The organism is Mesorhizobium sp. WSM4845 (assembly GCF_055811455.1).
The window spans coordinates 146,817-164,519 of the sequence record NZ_JBVVQA010000005.1; the positions used below are offsets into that span (position 1 = coordinate 146,817).

General features: G+C 62.2%; 18 protein-coding genes. 9 read left to right on the forward strand and 9 right to left on the reverse strand.

The features are described from left to right. Positions 1-66: 66 nt before the first annotated feature. Complete coding sequence (locus AC0L2C_RS08235; protein ID WP_287222166.1) at positions 67-462, reverse strand: hypothetical protein; 396 nt, start codon at positions 460-462, stop codon at positions 67-69. Positions 463-754: 292 nt separating this feature from the next. Between AC0L2C_RS08235 and urtA the strand changes: the two genes are divergently transcribed. From urtA to AC0L2C_RS08265, 6 genes are all read left to right on the forward strand, one after another. Then, positions 755-2,065 carry an urea ABC transporter substrate-binding protein gene (gene urtA, locus AC0L2C_RS08240; RefSeq protein ID WP_128183080.1) on the forward strand — a complete coding sequence of 437 codons (1,311 nt, stop codon included), beginning with the start codon at positions 755-757 and terminating at the stop codon, positions 2,063-2,065. Between the two features lie 122 nt (positions 2,066-2,187). Next, the gene (gene urtB, locus AC0L2C_RS08245; RefSeq protein ID WP_473523213.1) at positions 2,188-3,804 is read left to right on the forward strand and encodes an urea ABC transporter permease subunit UrtB; all 1,617 of its coding nucleotides are present in this window, start codon (positions 2,188-2,190) and stop codon (positions 3,802-3,804) included. Then, on the forward strand, positions 3,801-5,033 hold the full coding sequence (urtC, locus tag AC0L2C_RS08250; RefSeq protein WP_473523149.1) for an urea ABC transporter permease subunit UrtC: 1,233 nt from the start codon (positions 3,801-3,803) through the stop codon (positions 5,031-5,033). The genes urtB and urtC overlap by 4 nt, the downstream gene beginning before the upstream one ends. Before the next feature lie 3 nt (positions 5,034-5,036). Then, positions 5,037-5,783: an urea ABC transporter ATP-binding protein UrtD gene (gene urtD / locus AC0L2C_RS08255; protein ID WP_287174296.1), complete on the forward strand. Its 747-nt coding sequence runs from the start codon at positions 5,037-5,039 to the stop codon at positions 5,781-5,783. A 70-nt stretch (positions 5,784-5,853) separates the two neighbouring features. Then, positions 5,854-6,549: an urea ABC transporter ATP-binding subunit UrtE gene (urtE, locus tag AC0L2C_RS08260; protein ID WP_091593695.1), complete on the forward strand. Its 696-nt coding sequence runs from the start codon at positions 5,854-5,856 to the stop codon at positions 6,547-6,549. Between the two features lie 450 nt (positions 6,550-6,999). Then, on the forward strand, positions 7,000-7,176 hold the full coding sequence (locus AC0L2C_RS08265) for a hypothetical protein (RefSeq protein ID WP_128183072.1): 177 nt from the start codon (positions 7,000-7,002) through the stop codon (positions 7,174-7,176). 31 nt (positions 7,177-7,207) lie between these two features. On the opposite strand, the gene AC0L2C_RS08270 is transcribed toward AC0L2C_RS08265, so the two are convergent. From AC0L2C_RS08270 to AC0L2C_RS08295, 6 genes are all read right to left on the reverse strand, one after another. Continuing rightward, positions 7,208-8,014 carry a DUF72 domain-containing protein gene (locus AC0L2C_RS08270; RefSeq protein WP_473523150.1) on the reverse strand — a complete coding sequence of 269 codons (807 nt, stop codon included), beginning with the start codon at positions 8,012-8,014 and terminating at the stop codon, positions 7,208-7,210. Between the two features lie 188 nt (positions 8,015-8,202). Beyond that, complete coding sequence (uvrA, locus tag AC0L2C_RS08275; RefSeq protein WP_473523151.1) at positions 8,203-11,124, reverse strand: excinuclease ABC subunit UvrA; 2,922 nt, start codon at positions 11,122-11,124, stop codon at positions 8,203-8,205. Between the two features lie 983 nt (positions 11,125-12,107). Then, positions 12,108-12,713: an ATP-dependent Clp protease proteolytic subunit gene (locus tag AC0L2C_RS08280; RefSeq protein WP_027151958.1), complete on the reverse strand. Its 606-nt coding sequence runs from the start codon at positions 12,711-12,713 to the stop codon at positions 12,108-12,110. A gap of 22 nt (positions 12,714-12,735) precedes the next feature. Then, positions 12,736-13,218 (reverse strand): SRPBCC family protein, encoded by a 483-nt coding sequence (locus tag AC0L2C_RS08285; protein ID WP_287238104.1) that lies wholly within the window; start codon positions 13,216-13,218, stop codon positions 12,736-12,738. Then, positions 13,215-13,529: an ArsR/SmtB family transcription factor gene (locus AC0L2C_RS08290; protein WP_287238105.1), complete on the reverse strand. Its 315-nt coding sequence runs from the start codon at positions 13,527-13,529 to the stop codon at positions 13,215-13,217. The genes AC0L2C_RS08285 and AC0L2C_RS08290 overlap by 4 nt, the downstream gene beginning before the upstream one ends. Before the next feature lie 77 nt (positions 13,530-13,606). Continuing rightward, positions 13,607-13,996: a cupin domain-containing protein gene (locus AC0L2C_RS08295; protein WP_287238106.1), complete on the reverse strand. Its 390-nt coding sequence runs from the start codon at positions 13,994-13,996 to the stop codon at positions 13,607-13,609. A 220-nt stretch (positions 13,997-14,216) separates the two neighbouring features. On the opposite strand from AC0L2C_RS08295, the gene AC0L2C_RS08300 reads away from it, so the two are divergent. Beyond that, a complete protein-coding gene (locus AC0L2C_RS08300; RefSeq protein ID WP_287238107.1) occupies positions 14,217-14,729 on the forward strand; it encodes a single-stranded DNA-binding protein in 513 nt (170 codons plus the stop codon). Positions 14,730-14,861: 132 nt separating this feature from the next. After that, positions 14,862-15,287: an OsmC family protein gene (locus AC0L2C_RS08305; RefSeq protein WP_023801163.1), complete on the forward strand. Its 426-nt coding sequence runs from the start codon at positions 14,862-14,864 to the stop codon at positions 15,285-15,287. 87 nt (positions 15,288-15,374) lie between these two features. Here AC0L2C_RS08305 and AC0L2C_RS08310 read toward each other — a convergent pair whose 3' ends face one another. Together AC0L2C_RS08310 and AC0L2C_RS08315 are read right to left on the reverse strand one after the other, a co-directional pair. Beyond that, positions 15,375-16,004 carry a MarC family protein gene (locus tag AC0L2C_RS08310; RefSeq protein ID WP_419693421.1) on the reverse strand — a complete coding sequence of 210 codons (630 nt, stop codon included), beginning with the start codon at positions 16,002-16,004 and terminating at the stop codon, positions 15,375-15,377. A 78-nt stretch (positions 16,005-16,082) separates the two neighbouring features. Further along, positions 16,083-16,619 (reverse strand): hypothetical protein, encoded by a 537-nt coding sequence (locus tag AC0L2C_RS08315; protein WP_473523152.1) that lies wholly within the window; start codon positions 16,617-16,619, stop codon positions 16,083-16,085. Positions 16,620-16,705: 86 nt separating this feature from the next. Here AC0L2C_RS08315 and AC0L2C_RS08320 point away from each other — a divergent pair, with 86 nt between their 5' ends. After that, a complete protein-coding gene (locus AC0L2C_RS08320) occupies positions 16,706-17,560 on the forward strand; it encodes a helix-turn-helix transcriptional regulator (RefSeq protein WP_473496680.1) in 855 nt (284 codons plus the stop codon). Positions 17,561-17,703 lie beyond the last annotated feature (143 nt).

Sequence of the window (17,703 nt, forward strand, 5' to 3'; positions counted from 1 at the left end):
CCATAGCCTCCCGACTGCTGCTGGCGCGGAACCTCACAAGGTTTCGCGCCTCTTCTTGTCGGCCGTTCAACGCTTCGTGCAGGTCGAGGCGGTGAAGGCGCCGTCAGGCTGCTTCATGATGATGTCGAAGGACGGGCTGGTTTGGCCGTCCAGGGTGGCTTGCGTGAGCGAGATCGAGTTGCCGCCGGTCGTGTAGCCGCCCAACGGGCCCAACCAGGTGATCTCGCCATTTGCATTCATCTGATAGTTGTAGCCCTGTCGGCCGGTTCCGAAGCTCACCGGGCCGCTATAGACATTGCCCTTGACGGTGATGTCGCCAAGGCTGAGGAACATGCCAAGCAGATAGACTTCGCAGTGATAGGTGCCGTCCGGCAATTTGCCATCGGTGAAGTCGGCGCGGGCGCTGCCGGTTGCCGCAACCAGAAGCATGGTGCTGAAAATGCGAGAAATCCTGGAGGTCATGCGGTCGCTCTTTTGAAGACCAATCTTGCCCCATTTTCCTGCAGCGCCGCAACGGTTCGTCGTCTTTTGCTCAAAATTCATGCATTAATTCGCGAGTGATCAAAAATTGGGCGATGGCGGGGGGCTTTTTCTCAAGCAGAGCACTGGCAGCGGCGCTTATCTTTCGCGGCTAATATATTAACCGGCTGATAGGGCTGAGAAATCCAGGCCCCCTTGATTTTGCCCCTGCGGTTGGCACAGCCGTTGCCTGGTCTGTTCGCGATGCGATCAACCAGTCAGGGAGTTTTGAAATATGCGGGGCAGTTTCTCGACAATAACAAAAATGTTTTCGGCAGGCGCGGTCACGGCCGGCCTGCTGATGAGCGTCCCGGCCAGGGCGGCTGACGACACGATCAAGGTGGGTATCCTCCACTCGCTGTCGGGGACCATGGCGATTTCGGAGACGACGCTGAAGGACGCCATGCTGATGCTCATCGAAGAGCAGAATGCAAAGGGCGGCCTGCTCGGCAAGAAACTCGAAGCGGTCGTCGTCGATCCGGCTTCGAACTGGCCGCTGTTCGCCGAAAAGGCGCGCGAGCTGATCTCCAAGGACAAGGTCGCGGCGGTGTTCGGGTGCTGGACCTCGGTGTCGCGCAAGTCGGTGCTGCCGGTGTTCAGCGAACTCGACAACATCCTGTTCTACCCCGTCCAGTATGAGGGCGAGGAGAGCGAGCGCAACGTGTTCTACACCGGCGCGGCGCCGAACCAGCAGGCAATTCCGGCTGTCGACTATCTGATGAGCGAGGACGGCGGTTCGGTGAAGCGCTGGGTGCTTGAAGGCACCGACTACGTCTATCCGCGCACCACCAACAAGATCCTCGAAGCCTATCTGAAAGCCAAGGGCGTCGCTGCCGAAGACATCATGGTCAACTACACGCCGTTCGGCTTCTCGGATTGGCAGACCGAGGTCGCGGCGATCAAGAAGTTCGGCTCCGCCGGCAAGAAGACCGCCGTCGTCTCGACGGTCAACGGCGACGCCAACGTGCCGTTCTACAAGGAGCTTGGCAACCAGGGCATCAAGGCCGAGGATATCCCGGTCATGGCCTTCTCGGTCGGCGAGGAAGAGCTTGCCGGTCTCGATACCGCGCCGCTCGTCGGTCATCTCGCCGCCTGGAACTATTTTCAGAGCATCGATACGCCCGAGAACGCCAAGTTCATCGCCGACTGGCACAAGTTCATCAAGAGCGACAAGCGCACCACCAACGACCCGATGGAAGCCCATTATGTTGGCTTCAACATGTGGGTGAAGGCGGTCGAGAAGGCCGGCACCACCGATCCTGACAAGGTCATCGACGCCGTGATCGGCGTCTCGGTGCCGAACCTGACCGGTGGTTATTCGACCATGATGCCGAACCATCACATCACCAAGCCGGTGCTGATCGGCGAAATCCAGGCCGATGGCCAGTTCGAGACCGTCTCGCAGACGTCTGGCCTGGTGATGGGCGACGAGTGGTCCGACTATCTGGCCGATTCGAAGGACCTGATCTCCGATTGGCGCGCGCCTCTGTCCTGCGGCAATTTTAATGTCGCCACCGGCAAGTGCGGCGGCAAGGGAACCAACTGATCCTCCCGGGTCTGACGGTCGTGGATTTCTCCACGACCGGGACCGCGACGCGTCCGGGCGAGCTCGACCTCTCCTCCAGTCCGCCCGGACGCGAAGTTTCACTCAAGAATCGCAAGAAATCGATGATCCTCACCCGCGTGATCGGCCTGACGCTGCTGCTCCTCCTGGGGATGCTGTCGCCGTCGAACGCTGCCGAAGCGGATCTGCGCGCCATCATTGCCAAATTTGCCACTGCCTCGAATTTCTCGGCCACCGAAGCTGTCGTGCGCGAGCTGGCGGCCACCGGTGATACTGCCGTCGAACGTCCGCTTGGCGCGCTTGCCGAGGGCGATCTTTACGTCCGCAAGGCCGATTCGCTGGTTTTCATCGGCAAGGCAGCTGGCGGCAGCGTTGAGCTGCTCGACCCGCTGAGCGGTGAAAAATCCGGCGACGCGGCCAAAAGCGAGATCACCAAGATCAAGGTCAACAACACGCTGCGCCGCGCCATCCGCGATGCGCTGGGCACGCTGACGCTCGGCGCAAATGATCCGGCCGCGCGCATTGCCGCCGCCGACACCATGTTTAGGACGCCCGACGCGACAAACATCGAGCCGCTCGATGCCGCAATCGCCAGCGAGAGCGTGGCAAGCGTCAAAGCGCTGCTCGAACAGGCCCGCGCCGCATCGGTTCTGGTGTCCGACAGGCCGGAGACCGACAAACTGGCGGCGGTCGCCCTGATTGGCGGGCGCGGCGATCGCAACGCCCTGTCCCTGCTCACCGCCGTCGAGGCCAATTCGGAAGGCGCGGTCAAGGACGCGGCGACGGCGGCGATCGCCAACATCAATTCGACGCTGGCGCTGTGGGATGCGGGCCAGAACATCTGGTACGGCATTTCGCTCGGATCGGTGCTGTTGCTGGCGGCGATCGGCCTCGCCATCACCTTTGGCGTCATGGGCGTCATCAACATGGCGCATGGCGAAATGGTGATGCTCGGCGCCTACACGACCTTTGTCGTGCAGGAGGTGATCCGAACCTCCTTTCCCGGCCTGTTCGACTGGTCGCTGGTTATCGCGCTGCCGCTCGCCTTCTCGGTCGCGGCGCTCGTCGGCCTCGTCATCGAGCGGGGCGTGATCCGTTTTCTCTACGGCCGGCCGCTGGAGACGCTGTTGGCGACATGGGGTGTCTCGCTGATCCTGCAGCAGGCCGTGCGCACCATCTTCGGGCCGACCAACCAGGAGGTCGGCAATCCGTCGTGGATGTCGGGTTCGTTCTATATCGGCCAGCTTGCGGTGACCTGGAACCGGCTCTGGATACTGGCATTCGCGCTCGGCGTGTTCGCGGTGCTGCTTTATGTGATGAAGCGCACCTCCTGGGGCCTGCAGATGCGCGCCGTCACCGCCAATCGCCGCATGGCCGCTTCGATGGGCATCAGGACGCCGTGGGTCGACGCGCTGACCTTTGCCTTGGGATCCGGCATTGCCGGCATCGCCGGTGTCGCGCTCAGCCAGATCGACAATGTCTCGCCCAATCTCGGCCGCGGCTATATCATCGACAGCTTCATGGTCGTCGTCTTCGGCGGCGTCGGCAATCTCTGGGGCACACTGGTCGGTGCCTTCTCGCTCGGCATCGTCAACAAGTTCCTCGAACCCTATGCCGGGGCGGTCCTCGGCAAGATCGTCGTGCTGGTCCTCATCATCCTGTTCATCCAGAAACGCCCGCGCGGCCTGTTCGCGCTGAAGGGCAGGTCGGTGGAAGCATGATCACGGGACGCTTCTTCGCCGCCGGTGCCGACCGCCGCATCGCCATCACAATCTTCATCCTTTTGGCGGTCGCCATCATCGTGCCGCTGCTCAATCTTGCGGTCTCGCCGACGAGTGCGTTCTACGTGCCGTCCTATGTCGTCGCGCTCACCGGCAAGTATCTCTGCTATGCGCTGCTCGCCCTGGCGCTCGATCTCGTCTGGGGCTATTGCGGCATCCTTTCGCTCGGCCACGGCGCCTTCTTCGCGCTCGGCGGCTATGCGATGGGCATGTATCTGATGCGCCAGATCGGCTCGCGCGGCGTCTACGGCAATCCGCTGCTGCCGGACTTCATGGTGTTCCTGAATTATGGGGAATTGCCGTGGTTCTGGTACGGTTTCGACCAATTCTGGTTTGCCGCGATCATGGTTCTTGCGGTGCCTGGCCTGCTCGCCTTCGTCTTCGGCTGGTTCGCCTTCCGCAGCCGCGTCACCGGCGTCTATCTGTCGATCATCACCCAGGCGATGACCTATGCGCTGCTGCTTGCGTTTTTCCGCAACGACATGGGTTTCGGCGGCAACAACGGCTTGACCGATTTCAAGGATATTCTCGGCTATAACGTGCAGGCCGATGCGACACGCTCGGCATTGTTCGCGGTCAGCGCCATCACGCTGGCGCTCGCCGTCTTCGTCACCTGGGCGATCGTCGGTTCCAAATACGGCAAGCTGCTGATGGCGGTGCGCGACGCCGAGAGCCGCACGCGCTTTCTCGGCTGGCGCGCGGAAAACGTCAAACTGTTCGCCTTCACCGTGTCGGCTGTCATGGCCGGCATTGCCGGCGCGCTCTACGTGCCGCAGGTCGGCATCATCAATCCGGGCGAGTTCGAGCCGTCCAATTCGATCGAGGTCGTGGTATGGACGGCCGTCGGCGGGCGCGGCACCATCGTCGGGCCGATCATCGGCGCGCTCGTGGTCAATGCCGGCAAATCCTGGTTCACCGGCGTGCTGCCGGCGTTCTGGCTGTTTGCGCTGGGCGGACTGTTCGTCGCCGTCACGCTGTTCCTGCCAAAGGGCATTGTCGGCATGTGGGATTCCTGGCGCGGCAATGCCAGGGCGCTGCGCGCAGCCTCGATTGCCGAGGAGGCCGGCACCGACCCTGACGTCCCGCCACCGCCGAAGATCGTTCGCTCGGCTGCGAGAACGCCTGGCGACTGGTCCGCACCCGGCCCCGAACCGCAGCCGGCGGAGTGAGCAATGTCGAAGAGCAACACCATCCTCTATCTCGACGGCGTCTCGGTTTCCTTCGACGGCTTTCGCGCCATCAACAATTTGTCGCTGGTGCTCGACAAGGGCGAGATGCGGGCGATCATCGGTCCCAACGGCGCCGGCAAGACCACGATGATGGACATCGTCACCGGCAAGACGCGCCCCGACGCGGGCGAGGTTTACTTCGATGGGCAGGTCGACCTGACGAAACATGACGAGGCCGAGATCGCCATGATGGGCATCGGCAGGAAATTCCAGAAGCCGACGGTCTTCGAAAGCCACACGATCGAGGACAACCTGATGCTGGCGCTGAAGGGCCCACGCTCGATCTTCCCGGCACTGTTCCATCGCCGCTCGGCTGCGGAGGCGCGGCGGATCGACGACATCCTCGGCATCATCCGGCTCGGTGACAAGCGCGACGAGCTCGCCGCCAATCTCAGCCACGGCCAGAAGCAATGGCTCGAGATCGGCATGCTTTTGGCGCAGGATCCGAAACTGCTTTTGGTCGACGAACCGGTCGCCGGCATGACCGACGCCGAGACCGAGGAGACCGCGCGGCTGCTCAGGGATATTGCCCGCGACCACTCGGTCATCGTCGTCGAGCACGACATGCATTTCGTGCGCGAGCTCGGCGCCAAGGTCACCTGCCTGCACGAAGGCTCGGTGCTTTCCGAAGGCTCGCTCGATTTCGTTTCGGCCGACGAACGTGTCGTCGAAGTCTATCTGGGGAGATGATCATGGTCTGGCGCGTTCCGTTCCATCATTTCGATCTTTCGTTCTTCAGGCGCTGGAGAAGGCGCTGACCATGCTCGAAGTCTCCAACGCCACGCTGCACTACGGCGCCGCCCAGGCGCTGCGTGGCGTCTCGCTGAAGGCCGGCGCCGGCAAGATCACCTGCGTGCTCGGCCGCAACGGCGTCGGCAAAACCAGTTTGATGAGATCGATCGTCGGCCACCACCGGCTGACGAGCGGAAGCGTTGCCTTCGAGGGGAAGGCGCTCGACCGGAGCGCGGCGTATGATCGCGCCCGGTCGGGCATCGCATTCGTGCCGCAGGGCAGGGAGATCTTCCCGCTGCTCACCGTGCGGGAAAACCTCGAATCGGGCTTTGCGCCATTGAAGCGCGCCGACCGCAACATCCCCGGCCACGTCTTCGAATTGTTCCCGGTGCTGAAGCAGATGCTCGGCCGCAGGGGCGGCGACCTTTCCGGCGGCCAGCAGCAGCAGCTTGCCATTGGCAGGGCACTGGTGATGCGGCCGAAACTGCTGGTGCTCGACGAGCCGACCGAGGGCATCCAGCCGTCGATCATCAAGGATATCGGCCGCGCCATCCGCTATCTGCGCGACCAGGCCGATATCGCCGTGCTGCTGGTCGAACAGTATCTCGATTTCTGCCGGGAATTGGCCGACGAGGTCAACATCATGGACCGCGGCCTGATCGTCCACACCGGCCCGGCCGAGGATCTCGACCGGGCGGATGTGAGGAAATTTCTTACGGTGTAAGGTTCATCCCATCGTCATCCTGGGGCGAAGCAAGGAGCAAGGCGACGCGGCGCACACCCCAGGATCCATGCCGTGCAGTCAGCCAAAGAGTGCAGCGGTCAAGAACAGAAGCCGTTTTCCAGCGTACAGTATCCTGGATTCTGCCCCGTCGCGACGCTCTGAAGTTACGGCATGGATCCTTGGGTCTTCGCTCCGCTTCGCGTCGCTGCGCCCAAGGATGACGAAGTCGCGATATCTGCTCAGTTTTTCTTCAACGACACCGGGTGCAACTCTGGCGCGCTGAAGATTGCGTGCTAGGCTTTACTTGGCCTTGTTGAGTCGGCCGCTTTCCGTATCAGTCACGTCGACAGATCAGGCGCAGGCTCAGCCGGCACGTTTCGTGCAAGCAGCCTCCTCCTGCGATCTGATCGTTGTTCAAACGCATTTGGGGCACTTGGGCCAGGGCAGCCGATGGAACGTTACGTCGAGGACTACCAGAAACGACGCCTTACCGAGCGCGTCGACATCATGACCGCCATCGATATTTTGAAATCGCAAGGATACGACCACGACCAACTGATCGCGGAGCTCACCAAGGTGTTCTTCGTCGATCTCGATGCCTACAACGAAGTCGTGGTGGCGGCATGACCGAAGGGGTGGATGCGCTGTGCCGCCAACGTCAGCCTGTGACGCGCTTCATCAGCGCCATGGCGCCGAACGGCGCGCGGGCCTTGCCTTCGGTAATGAAGTAGACGAACACATCACGCGGTTTGACCGGTGCTTCGGTTGAGGGATCGGCGCACGGCAGGTCGGCCGGCGCCTTGCCCTGCGCCCAGTTCTTCGCCCGGGCCGCCCATTCGTCGAGCGCAGTTGGCGTGTAGCAATCGGGATTGTCGTCGCTGCCGGTCTGCAGCCGGGCATAAATGAAATCGCCGGTGACGTCGGCGATCGCTGGATATTTGGTGTGGTCGGCGTAGACGATCGCGACCTTGTATTGGCGCGCCAGGGCGGCGAATTCCGGCACGACGAAGCTGTCGTTGCGCACCTCGACCGCATGGCGCAGCGCAACGCCGTCCTGCTTTTCAGGCAACAGCTTGAGGAAAGCCTCGAAATCGTCCGGGTCGAATTTTTTGGTTGGCGCGAACTGCCACAGGATCGGCCCGAGCTTGTCGCCGAGCGCGGCGACGCCCGATCCCAGGAAACGCGTCATCGACTCGCCGGCCTCACCGAGGACGCGGCGGTTGGTGACGAAACGGTTGCCTTTCAGCGAATAGACAAAACCGTCCGGCGCCTCGTTTGCCCATTTGACGAAGGTCGGCTCCTTGAAGCTCGAATAAAAGGTGCCGTTGACCTCGATGCTCGGCACCTGCCGGGTCGCGTAGTGCAGTTGCTTCGCCTTGGACAACTTGTCGGGGTAGAAAGACTTGTCCCAGGGCTCGAAGGTCCAGCCGCCCATGCCGGCGCGGATTGTTCCAGATTGAGTCACAGTCGTCCTCCCGGGTTGAAATGGATCAGGCCGTAGCGAGCGTTTCGACAGCTTTAGCCATGTCGAAATGCGGATTGGGCGTAGGGTGCATAGGCGGCTTGCGTCAGCCGGACGACAGCATCAAGATCACCGGCAAGCGCTCTTCTGATCCTTATTTGAGGATTTTCCAAACGCCAGCCAGTCTTCGCTCACTCCGCCGCTTCGCGCTTGCCTCCGGGGCGCCGCTCCAAAAGTCCCCTGAGGAACAGGCCGGTGTAGCTGCGTTTTTCGCGGACGATATCCTCCGGCGTGCCTGAGGCCACCAACTCGCCGCCGCCGTCGCCGCCCTCGGGACCGAGGTCGAGCACCCAGTCCGCGGTTTTTATCACCTCGAGATTGTGCTCGATGACGACCACCGTGTTGCCCTGATCGACCAGCTCGTGCAGCACTTCCAAGAGCTTGGCGACATCGTGGAAATGCAGGCCGGTGGTCGGCTCGTCGAGGATGTAGAGCGTCTTGCCGGTCGCCTTGCGCGACAGTTCCTTGGCCAGCTTGATGCGCTGCGCCTCGCCGCCCGACAAAGTCGTCGCCTGCTGGCCGACATGGATGTAGCCGAGGCCGACCTGCTTCAGCGTCTCCAGCTTGTCGCGCACGCCGGGCACGGCGGCGAAGAAATCGACGCCTTCCTCGACCGTCATGTCGAGCACGTCGGCAATCGACTTGTCCTTGAACAGAACGTCGAGCGTCTCTCTGTTGTAGCGCTTGCCGTGACATACGTCGCAGGTGACATAGACGTCGGGCAAAAAGTGCATCTCGATCTTGATGACGCCGTCGCCCTGGCAGGCTTCGCAGCGACCGCCCTTGACGTTGAACGAGAAGCGGCCTGGCTGATAGCCGCGCGCCTTGGACTCCGGCAGGCCGGCGAACCAGTCGCGGATCGGCGTGAAGGCGCCGGTATAGGTGGCGGGATTGGAGCGCGGCGTCCGTCCGATCGGCGACTGGTCGATATCAATGACCTTGTCGAGGAATTCGAGGCCCTCGATGCGGTCGTGCTCGGCCGGGTGCTCGCGCGAGCCCATGATGCGGCGCGACGCCGCCTTGAACAAGGTCTCGATCAGGAAGGTCGACTTGCCGCCGCCGGAGACGCCGGTGACGGCGGTGAAGGTGCCGAGCGGGATTTCGGCGGTAACGTTCTTCAGATTGTTGCCGCGCGCGCCGACGATCTTCAGGCGCCGGTTCTTCTTGGCCTCGCGCCGCACCGCCGGCGTTGCCACTTCGAGCTCGCCGGACAGATATTTGCCGGTGATTGAGGCGGGGCTGGCCATGATCTGCTGCGGCGTTCCCTGCGCGATGATGTGGCCGCCGTGGATGCCGGCGGCCGGGCCGATATCGACGACATAGTCGGCATGCAGGATGGCGTCCTCGTCATGCTCGACGACGATCACCGTGTTGCCGATGTCGCGCAAATGCTTCAGCGTGTCAAGCAGGCGCGCATTGTCGCGCTGGTGCAGGCCGATCGACGGCTCGTCCAGCACATAGAGCACGCCGGTGAGGCCGGAGCCGATCTGCGAGGCCAGCCGAATGCGCTGGCTCTCGCCGCCCGACAGCGTGCCGGAATTGCGCGACAGCGTCAGGTAGTCGAGCCCGACATCGTTGAGGAAGCGCAGCCGCTCGCGGATTTCCTTGAGCACGCGCACCGCGATCTCGTTCTGCTTGTCGCTGAGTGCGGCGGGCAGCTCGGTGAACCATTGGTCGGCCTTGCGGATCGACAGCTCGGTGACCTCGCCGATGTGCTTGCCGGCAATCTTCACCGCCAGCGCTTCCGGCTTCAGCCGGTAGCCGCGGCAGGCCGGGCAAGGCGTGGCCGACATGAAGCGCTCGATCTCCTCGCGCATCCAGGCAGATTCGGTTTCCTTCCACCGCCGTTCGAGATTGGGGATCACGCCTTCGAAGGTCTTTGTCGTCTGGTAAGAGCGCAGCCCGTCATCATACTGGAAAGTGACCTCGCGCTCGCCGGTGCCGTGCAGGATGGCTTGCTTTGCCTCATCGGTCAGATCGCGGAACTTGTCGCCGAGCTTGAAGCCATAAGCCTTACCCAGCGCCTCGAGCGTCTGCACGTAATAGGGCGAGGTCGATTTCGCCCATGGGCTGACGGCGCCGGCGCGCAGCGACAGATTGTCGTCGGGCACGATCAGGCTGGCGTCGATGGCGCGCTGGCTGCCGAGGCCGTCGCAGGTCGGGCAGGCGCCGAACGGGTTGTTGAAGGAAAACAGCCTGGGCTCGATCTCGGGAATGGTGAAGCCGGACACCGGGCAGGCGAATTTTTCGGAGAACAGGATGCGCTCATGCGTCTCATTCTTCGATTTGTTGACCGAATCCTCGCCGGTCTGGCTGGCGTCGAGCGGCCGGTCGGCGAATTCGGCCACCGCCAGCCCGTCGGCGAGCTTCAGCGCGGTCTCGATGGAATCGGCAAGCCGCGTCGCCAGATCGCCGCGCACGACGATGCGGTCGACGACGACGTCGAGGTCATGCTTGTACTTCTTGTCCAGCGCCGGCACGTCGGCGATTTCGTAAAAAACACCGTCGACCTTGACGCGCTGAAAACCCTTTTTCTGCAGCTCCAGCAGTTCCTTGCGGTATTCGCCTTTGCGGCCTCGCACCATCGGCGCCAGGATGAACAGACGCGTGCCTTCCTCGACCGCCAGCACGCGGTCGACCATCTGCGACACCGTCTGGCTCTCGATCGGCAGGCCGGTGGCCGGCGAATAGGGGATGCCGACGCGCGCGAACAGCAGCCGCATATAGTCGTAGATCTCGGTGACGGTGCCAACCGTCGAGCGCGGGTTCTTCGACGTGGTCTTCTGCTCGATGGAGATGGCCGGCGACAAGCCGTCGATCTGGTCGACATCAGGCTTCTGCATCATTTCGAGGAACTGCCGCGCATAGGCCGACAGGCTCTCGACGTAGCGGCGCTGGCCCTCGGCATAGATGGTGTCGAAGGCAAGCGACGACTTGCCTGACCCCGACAGCCCGGTCATGACGATCAGGCTGTCACGCGGCAGGTCGAGATCGACATTCTTCAGATTGTGTTCGCGCGCCCCGCGAATGGAAAGATATTTATGGTCGGCCATCGCCGGTCGCCGCCTCAGATCTGGAATCTCGTGGGATGGCGGGTTGTCCCGGCCAACCCCTATGTAGGTAATTTCGCCACCGTTTCGAGAGAACTCTCGACCCAAGCCTTTAACCGTCTTTCGCGCGGGCGAGCAAGCGGAAAGAACAAAGGCCGAACACGCTCCTGACAAATGCGCCCACGTATCCACAGCCGACGTCGCGCTGCTCAAAACGGATGCAAATTTCGGATTCGCCACACAAGCGATCACGTTTTTGGTAAATCGGCTATCCAGCTGTTGACGTCGTAACCTCAAGGAGTCAGACTCCAGACGTCACCGAAGCCGACTATCTTTCGATGGCCTCGCCGCCCTAAGGCGGCCTGCACGAGTTGCAGGCTTTTGCGATAAGCGCTTCGGACGACACCGGTCGCAATGGACAGAAAAGGAGAGCAGAGGAATGACTCCACCGGACAGTCCCTTGAGGCTCCACGTGTCGATGGAGCCGCGGCAGGCATAAGTGCCAGGGCCAGGCGTTTGCGCCGCCCGACAAACCGTGACCTGCCGATCCCATTAAAATCAGAGACTACTAGTCGGATCGTCGGCCGAACGCCGCGAAGCATCCGAAATCAAAAGCCGGCAGTGTACTTCCGGCGAGTTGGATTTCAGATCCAAAAAAGCCCCGACCGTTTGCGGAAGCAGCGGCGGGGCTGTTCGTTTCAGAGCCGCAGGCGCACGAGTGCCTTGAGATTGTGGCAGCGATGGAGGCCGATGGAGGTGTCCTATCACCGGGGGGCCTTGATCGAGCCCGCGCCGACATCGAAAATTATGCTGCCGCGCCGGAGGTCATCGCCGCGACGGCGATACCGATAATCAGCCGGTTCAAGCAAATGCGTGAGATCTCAGACATCGGCGGACTGTATCGCCGCACTCTGGCCGAAGCCAGACCGGTGGCGATCAAACTAGCCGAACGGCTGACCGACGTTGCTTATGAGCCGGCTACCCTTTCACGCCGCTCTCTTACGCGTGTCAAAAACATGGTCGACAAGGCCCCATGTCTTTGCCTCCGCGGCGGTCATGAAATGATCGCGGTCGAGCGTGCGTTCGACTTCTTCGAACGTGCGACCACAGTGGTGCGCGTAAAGCTCGGTCATGCGCCGCTTGGTCCTGAGGATGCCTTCGGCGTGGCGCTGGATGTCGGAGGCCTGGCCCTGGAAACCGCCTGACGGCTGGTGCAGCAGGATGCTGGCGTTGGGCAGCGCGATGCGTCGCCCCGGTGTGCCGGCCATCAGCAGGAACGAGGCCATCGAGGCGGCAAAGCCCATGCAGACGGTGGATACCGGACTGCTTATATACTGCATCGTGTCGTAGATGGCGAAACCGCTGGTCACCACGCCGCCCGGCGAATTGATGTAGAGGGAAATCTCCTTATCGGGATTGTCGGATTCCAGCGACAGGAGCTGGGCACAGACCAGCGCCGACACATTGTCGTCGATCGGACCGTTGATGAAGACGATGCGCTCGCGCAGCAGCCGCGAAAAAATGTCGAAGGCGCGTTCGCCGCGGCTCGACTGCTCGATCACCATCGGCACCAGATTGGCAAAACCGCTCATCGCTTTTTCTCCGTTGTGCTGCTCAGGCCGCGCGCAGGACGAGGCGAGGCGTGTTTGCGGCTATGGTCTGTCTGGGGCTGTGTGCGTTGAGCGAAACCCGGCAACCGGCGCCGGCAATCGCAGGCGTGGCTACTCGCGCAAATCCGTTGTGGACGATGCGCAGATGGGTGCCGCCCGACACAGTGCGGTCGAGCGTGAAGGTGACGATACTGTCCAGCGGGCTGGTGAGCGGATCCGCTGTATCGCCAGGCGCCGGCCGCTCCCGCCAGGAATAACGCAGCAGGCGTTCGGGCTCGGCGTCGAGGATTTCGCACTCGATCGGTGCATCCGCCTTGGCAAAGGCAAAGCGGCCGCCGATCTCCGGCTTGATGTCGTTCGGCATCATCCAGGCCGCGAGCAGGTCCGGCACAGTCAGCGCCCGCCACACTTTTTCCGGCGGATCTGGAAGCTCGCACTCGAACTCGATTGAATCTGCCGCCATGTCGGAATGCTGTTTTGCCGTCATTGGTCCATATCCTTCAAAACCGCCTTGAGCCGTTCGATACGCTCGGGCCAGAACGCACGGTAACGCTCGATCCAGCCGAGCAGAGGGTCAAGCCCTTGCGGATTGGCGCGATAATAGGCGTTGCGGCCGGCTCGCCGCTCGGCCACCAGGCCGGCGCCGCGCAGCACTGCAAGATGCTGCGACACGGCCGGTTGCGACACGCTCATGCCGCTGCGCAGTTCCGACACCGTCATCTCGCCGGCGGCGAGCCGTTCGTAGACGGCGCGGCGCGTCGGGTCGGCAAGCGCTCGAAAAATCTCGGCTTCGATCATGGCGGAAGCATAAGTCTACGCTTATTGATTTGGCAAGCGATGTTTTAGGCTGGCGGTGTTTTAGGCAGGGCGCTGTTTTACAGGCTCGTTAGAAGCCAGCGTCTCACCATCTCGGGGGACCCGTCGAACGTCGCCTCGAAAATTGGTGACGCGAGCACGGCATGGATATGAAGCGTTTCGGAGCCGGCGTTTCGAAAGCCATGTTTCCTGTGCGCGGGAACAACAAGGGACTGCCCGGGAATCAAGACGATACGCTCCTCATCGATCCACATTTCGGCCTTGCCAGCGATCACGGTAAGCACTTCCTCGACCGGGTGCCAATGTGTCGGGGCGCCAACCGCGGGCTCGACCCATTGTTCAAATATGCAAAGTTGAGTTGTGCCGTTGCGGGCCGAGACGTGCATGCGGGTTTGTACTCCCGCTCGCCACTGTTCTTGCGGCTGGTCCTCATGTGCAACTGTCTTCATTGTGTTCGACCTTCGATCCCGGCGGCCAGATATCGTGGAATTTCCAGACCCAAGATAGTACTTGTTGCTGACATTCCTTGACAATAAGGGTCAAATGAGACTAGAACGAAAGGAGAACAAAAACCTTGTGGGAAAAGCCAGCCACGGCAGGCGGGGAATGTCCGCAGTCTATAAGGTGAGAGCGAGAAAAAATTGTTTCGGATGAGCGCGGAGAAGTATCATGGCGGGTAGCGTCAACAAGGTCATTCTGGTGGGCAATCTCGGGGCGGACCCGGAAATCCGCCGTTTGAATTCGGGTGAGCCGGTCGTCAACATCCGCGTCGCCACGTCGGAAAGCTGGCGCGACAAGACTTCCGGCGAGCGCAAGGAAAAGACCGAGTGGCACAATGTCGTGATCTTCAACGATCAGCTCGCCAAGGTCGCCGAGCAATATCTGAAGAAGGGTGCGAAGGTTTATGTCGAGGGCCAGTTGCAGACGCGCAAATGGCAGGACCAGACCGGCAATGATCGCTACACGACCGAAATCGTGCTGCAAAAATTCCGTGGCGAGCTGCAGATGCTCGACGCACGCGGGCAGGGCGAGGGCGGTCAGGTCGGCAGCTATGCCGGTGGCGGTAGCAGCCGCGGTTCCGATTTCGGCCAGTCCGGCCCGGGCGAGAGTCTCAATCGCGGCGGCGGCAACAAGGGTGGCGGCGGTTCGTCGCGCGAACTCGACGACGAAATTCCGTTCTGATCGCTTGGAGCGAGCGGCTCTGCGCGAGCTGACAGCCAGCTATTTGAGGCCACGCATTGGCGTCCCGAAAATCTATCTTGGATTTTCGGGACGTTGTGCGTTTGAGCGGTGTGCGGTGAAAGGACGTATCAGGTGAAAGCACGGGTCAAATGGGTCGAGGAGCGCACTTTCGTCGGCGAGTCCGGCAGCGGTCACAAGGTGGTGCTGGGAACCGCGTTCGGACCCGATGGCAAGACGCCGGGGCCGAGCCCTATGGAACTGGTGCTGCTCGGCACTGGCGGCTGCTCGGCCTATGATGTCGTCCACATCCTTGAAAAGGGCCGCGAGGCGGTCGAGGACTGCGTGGTCGAACTCGATGCCGACCGGGCGGAGAAGGAGCCGCGGGTGTTCACCCGCATCCATATGCATTTCATCGTCAAGGGCCGCGCGCTTTCGCATGACAAGGTCAGGCGGGCAATCGATCTTTCGATCGAAAAATACTGCTCGGCCTCGGCAATGATGGCCAAGACCGCCGAGATCACCCACGACTTCGAAGTTATTGATACGACGGCGAAGTAGGATAGCGCCCGCCAGTGGCGGTTCGTTGCGCGAGATGGACAACGAAAATGACGGCCTCGGCAATCAAGCGCGAGGCCGCTTTCATTTTCATGCTGCCATCAACGCCTTGACGCCGTCGGCGACAAACTGCACGGCAAGCGCCGCCAGGATGACGCCGAGTAGCCGGGTCAGGATCGAGCGGCCGGTCTGGCCGAGGATACGGTCGATGCGCTCGGCCAGCACGAACACCAGGTAGGTGAGGACAAGGCAGATCGCGATGATGCCGACAAGGGCTGCCTGCGCGCCCAAACCTGGTAACGAGCCGGACAGCAGGACTGTCGCTGAAATCGCTCCCGGACCGGCGATCAGCGGGATCGCCAGCGGAAAGGCGGCGATGTTGTGGATCATGTCCTTGGTGATGGCGACGTCGCCGATCTTCTCCTTGCGGTCCTGACGGCGCTCAAACACCATTTCGAAGGCGATGAAGAACAGCAGGAACCCGCCGGCGACGCGGAACGCCGGCAGCGTGATGCCGAACACCGACAGGATCGATGCGCCGGCGATTGCAAACACCGCCATCACCAAGAAAGCGATGATCGAGGCACGCACGGAAACCTGGTTGCGCTCCTCGCGGTTCATGCCGCGCGTCACGGCGAGGAAGAGCGGCGCCAGGCCAGGCGGGTCGATGGTCACCAGAATGGTGACGAAGGCGTTGAACAGGCTGTCGAAGCTCGGCATCTCTGACCCTCCCCGCCGGGCCGTGCCCGAGATCCCAGCATTGGTAGAGCAAAGCGGCGTCAGGGGGAACCGTGCAGGTCAGGCGCTGGCGACGCGCCGCGCCAGGAACTCGACTTCGAGCCGCCAGGTCGCGCCATCGTCCTGCGAGCGTTCGCCCAGCCAGCGGAACGAATTTTCGGTGATCCGAGAAAAGCTCCAGCGCACCGAGGCGCCGGTGCCGTCGGCGCCTTGCTGGACGATGGTGTCGCCCTCGGCGCGGCCGAGCTGGCGGCTGTAATACTGGGTGCGCGGATCGCTCCAGAAAATATGCCAGGCGTCGGCGCCGGGGTCATAGACGCGCAGTGTCGTGCCATAAAAGCTCCATTTGCCGAGCGAGTTCGGTGCGCCACTGTTCCGCGCGGGCAAGATCCATACGTCCTGGATCGCGCGGCCCTCGAGCACCCAGCCGAAATGCACCTCGCCGCGTCCGGTCAGCACCTGGCAGTCTTCGAGATGGCGCGTGGCATCGAACGTCCAGGCGCCGACGAAGCGGCCGTAAAGGTTCAGTTTTTCGGCAAGGCCTGCGGCTGGCCCGTCACTGTGCAGGGCTTCGGCAAAGGAGGATGAATTGAACATGGTTTTCTGCCCACATTGTCAGGAGACCGGGAAGAATAGGCCCTGGCAGTCTTCTTGCGCTTGGGAAAAATTGCTATCTTTCGGCCATGACGACGAGCGTGCATACACTGGCGTCCGGAAAAGGCTGGCGGGTGTCGGATGTGGTCTGCACTGCCGGCGTCGCTGATCGCCCGTTCGAGGAAGAGCATCGCACCTTTTGTGTCGCGGTGGTGACCAACGGCACCTTCCGCTACCGCGCACGCCAAGGCACGGCGATGCTGACGCCGGGCGCGATTCTGCTCGGCAACCCCCGCACTTGCTACGAGTGTGGGCACGAGCATGGCGCCGGCGACCGCTGCATCTCCTATCATTTCAGCCCGGCCTATATGGAACAGATCGTCGCCGATGTGCCGGGCGCGAAGAAGCTGGCCTTCAAGACGCCGCTTCTGCCGCCCTTGCCGGGGCTGGCACGGCTGCTGGCCGAGGCGGAAGCCGCGCGCGAGATGGCCGACATCGAGGCGTTCGAGGAACTCGGACTGCGGATTGCCGGCGCAGCCGTCGCCTCCGGTCTCACGCCCGCTGCCCGTTCACCGAGCCGCCGCGATCAGAAACGCGTCGCGGAGGCGGTGCGGCGCATCGAAAAGGATGCCGAAAGCCCGGTCTCGCTCGCCGAGCTTGCAAGCGAAACGGCGACCAGTCCTTACCATTTCCTGCGCAGCTTCCGGCATGTCGCGGGCATGACGCCCTACCAATTCGTGCTGAAAACCCGGCTGCACAGGGCGGCGGTGCGGCTGCGCATGTCGGACGAGGCGATCTCGACGATCGCCTTCGAAGCCGGGTTCAACGATTTGTCGACCTTCAACCACCGTTTCCGCCGCGTGATGGGGGAGGCGCCCGGCGCCTACCGGCTCCGGCGGCGAGGCGATAAATTGCCGAACGCATCCGTGGTTCCGGCTTTGTGAAGCAAAAAATTGGCCTGCCAATGAGCTTTGCCCCGGCGGCCACGAAAGCGCCTCGGCCATATCGTCGCAATCAGTGATATCCTTTTGAAATCACCACAAAAACCGACACTGGAAAACTGCCGCGGACGTTGGAGTTTCGGCCC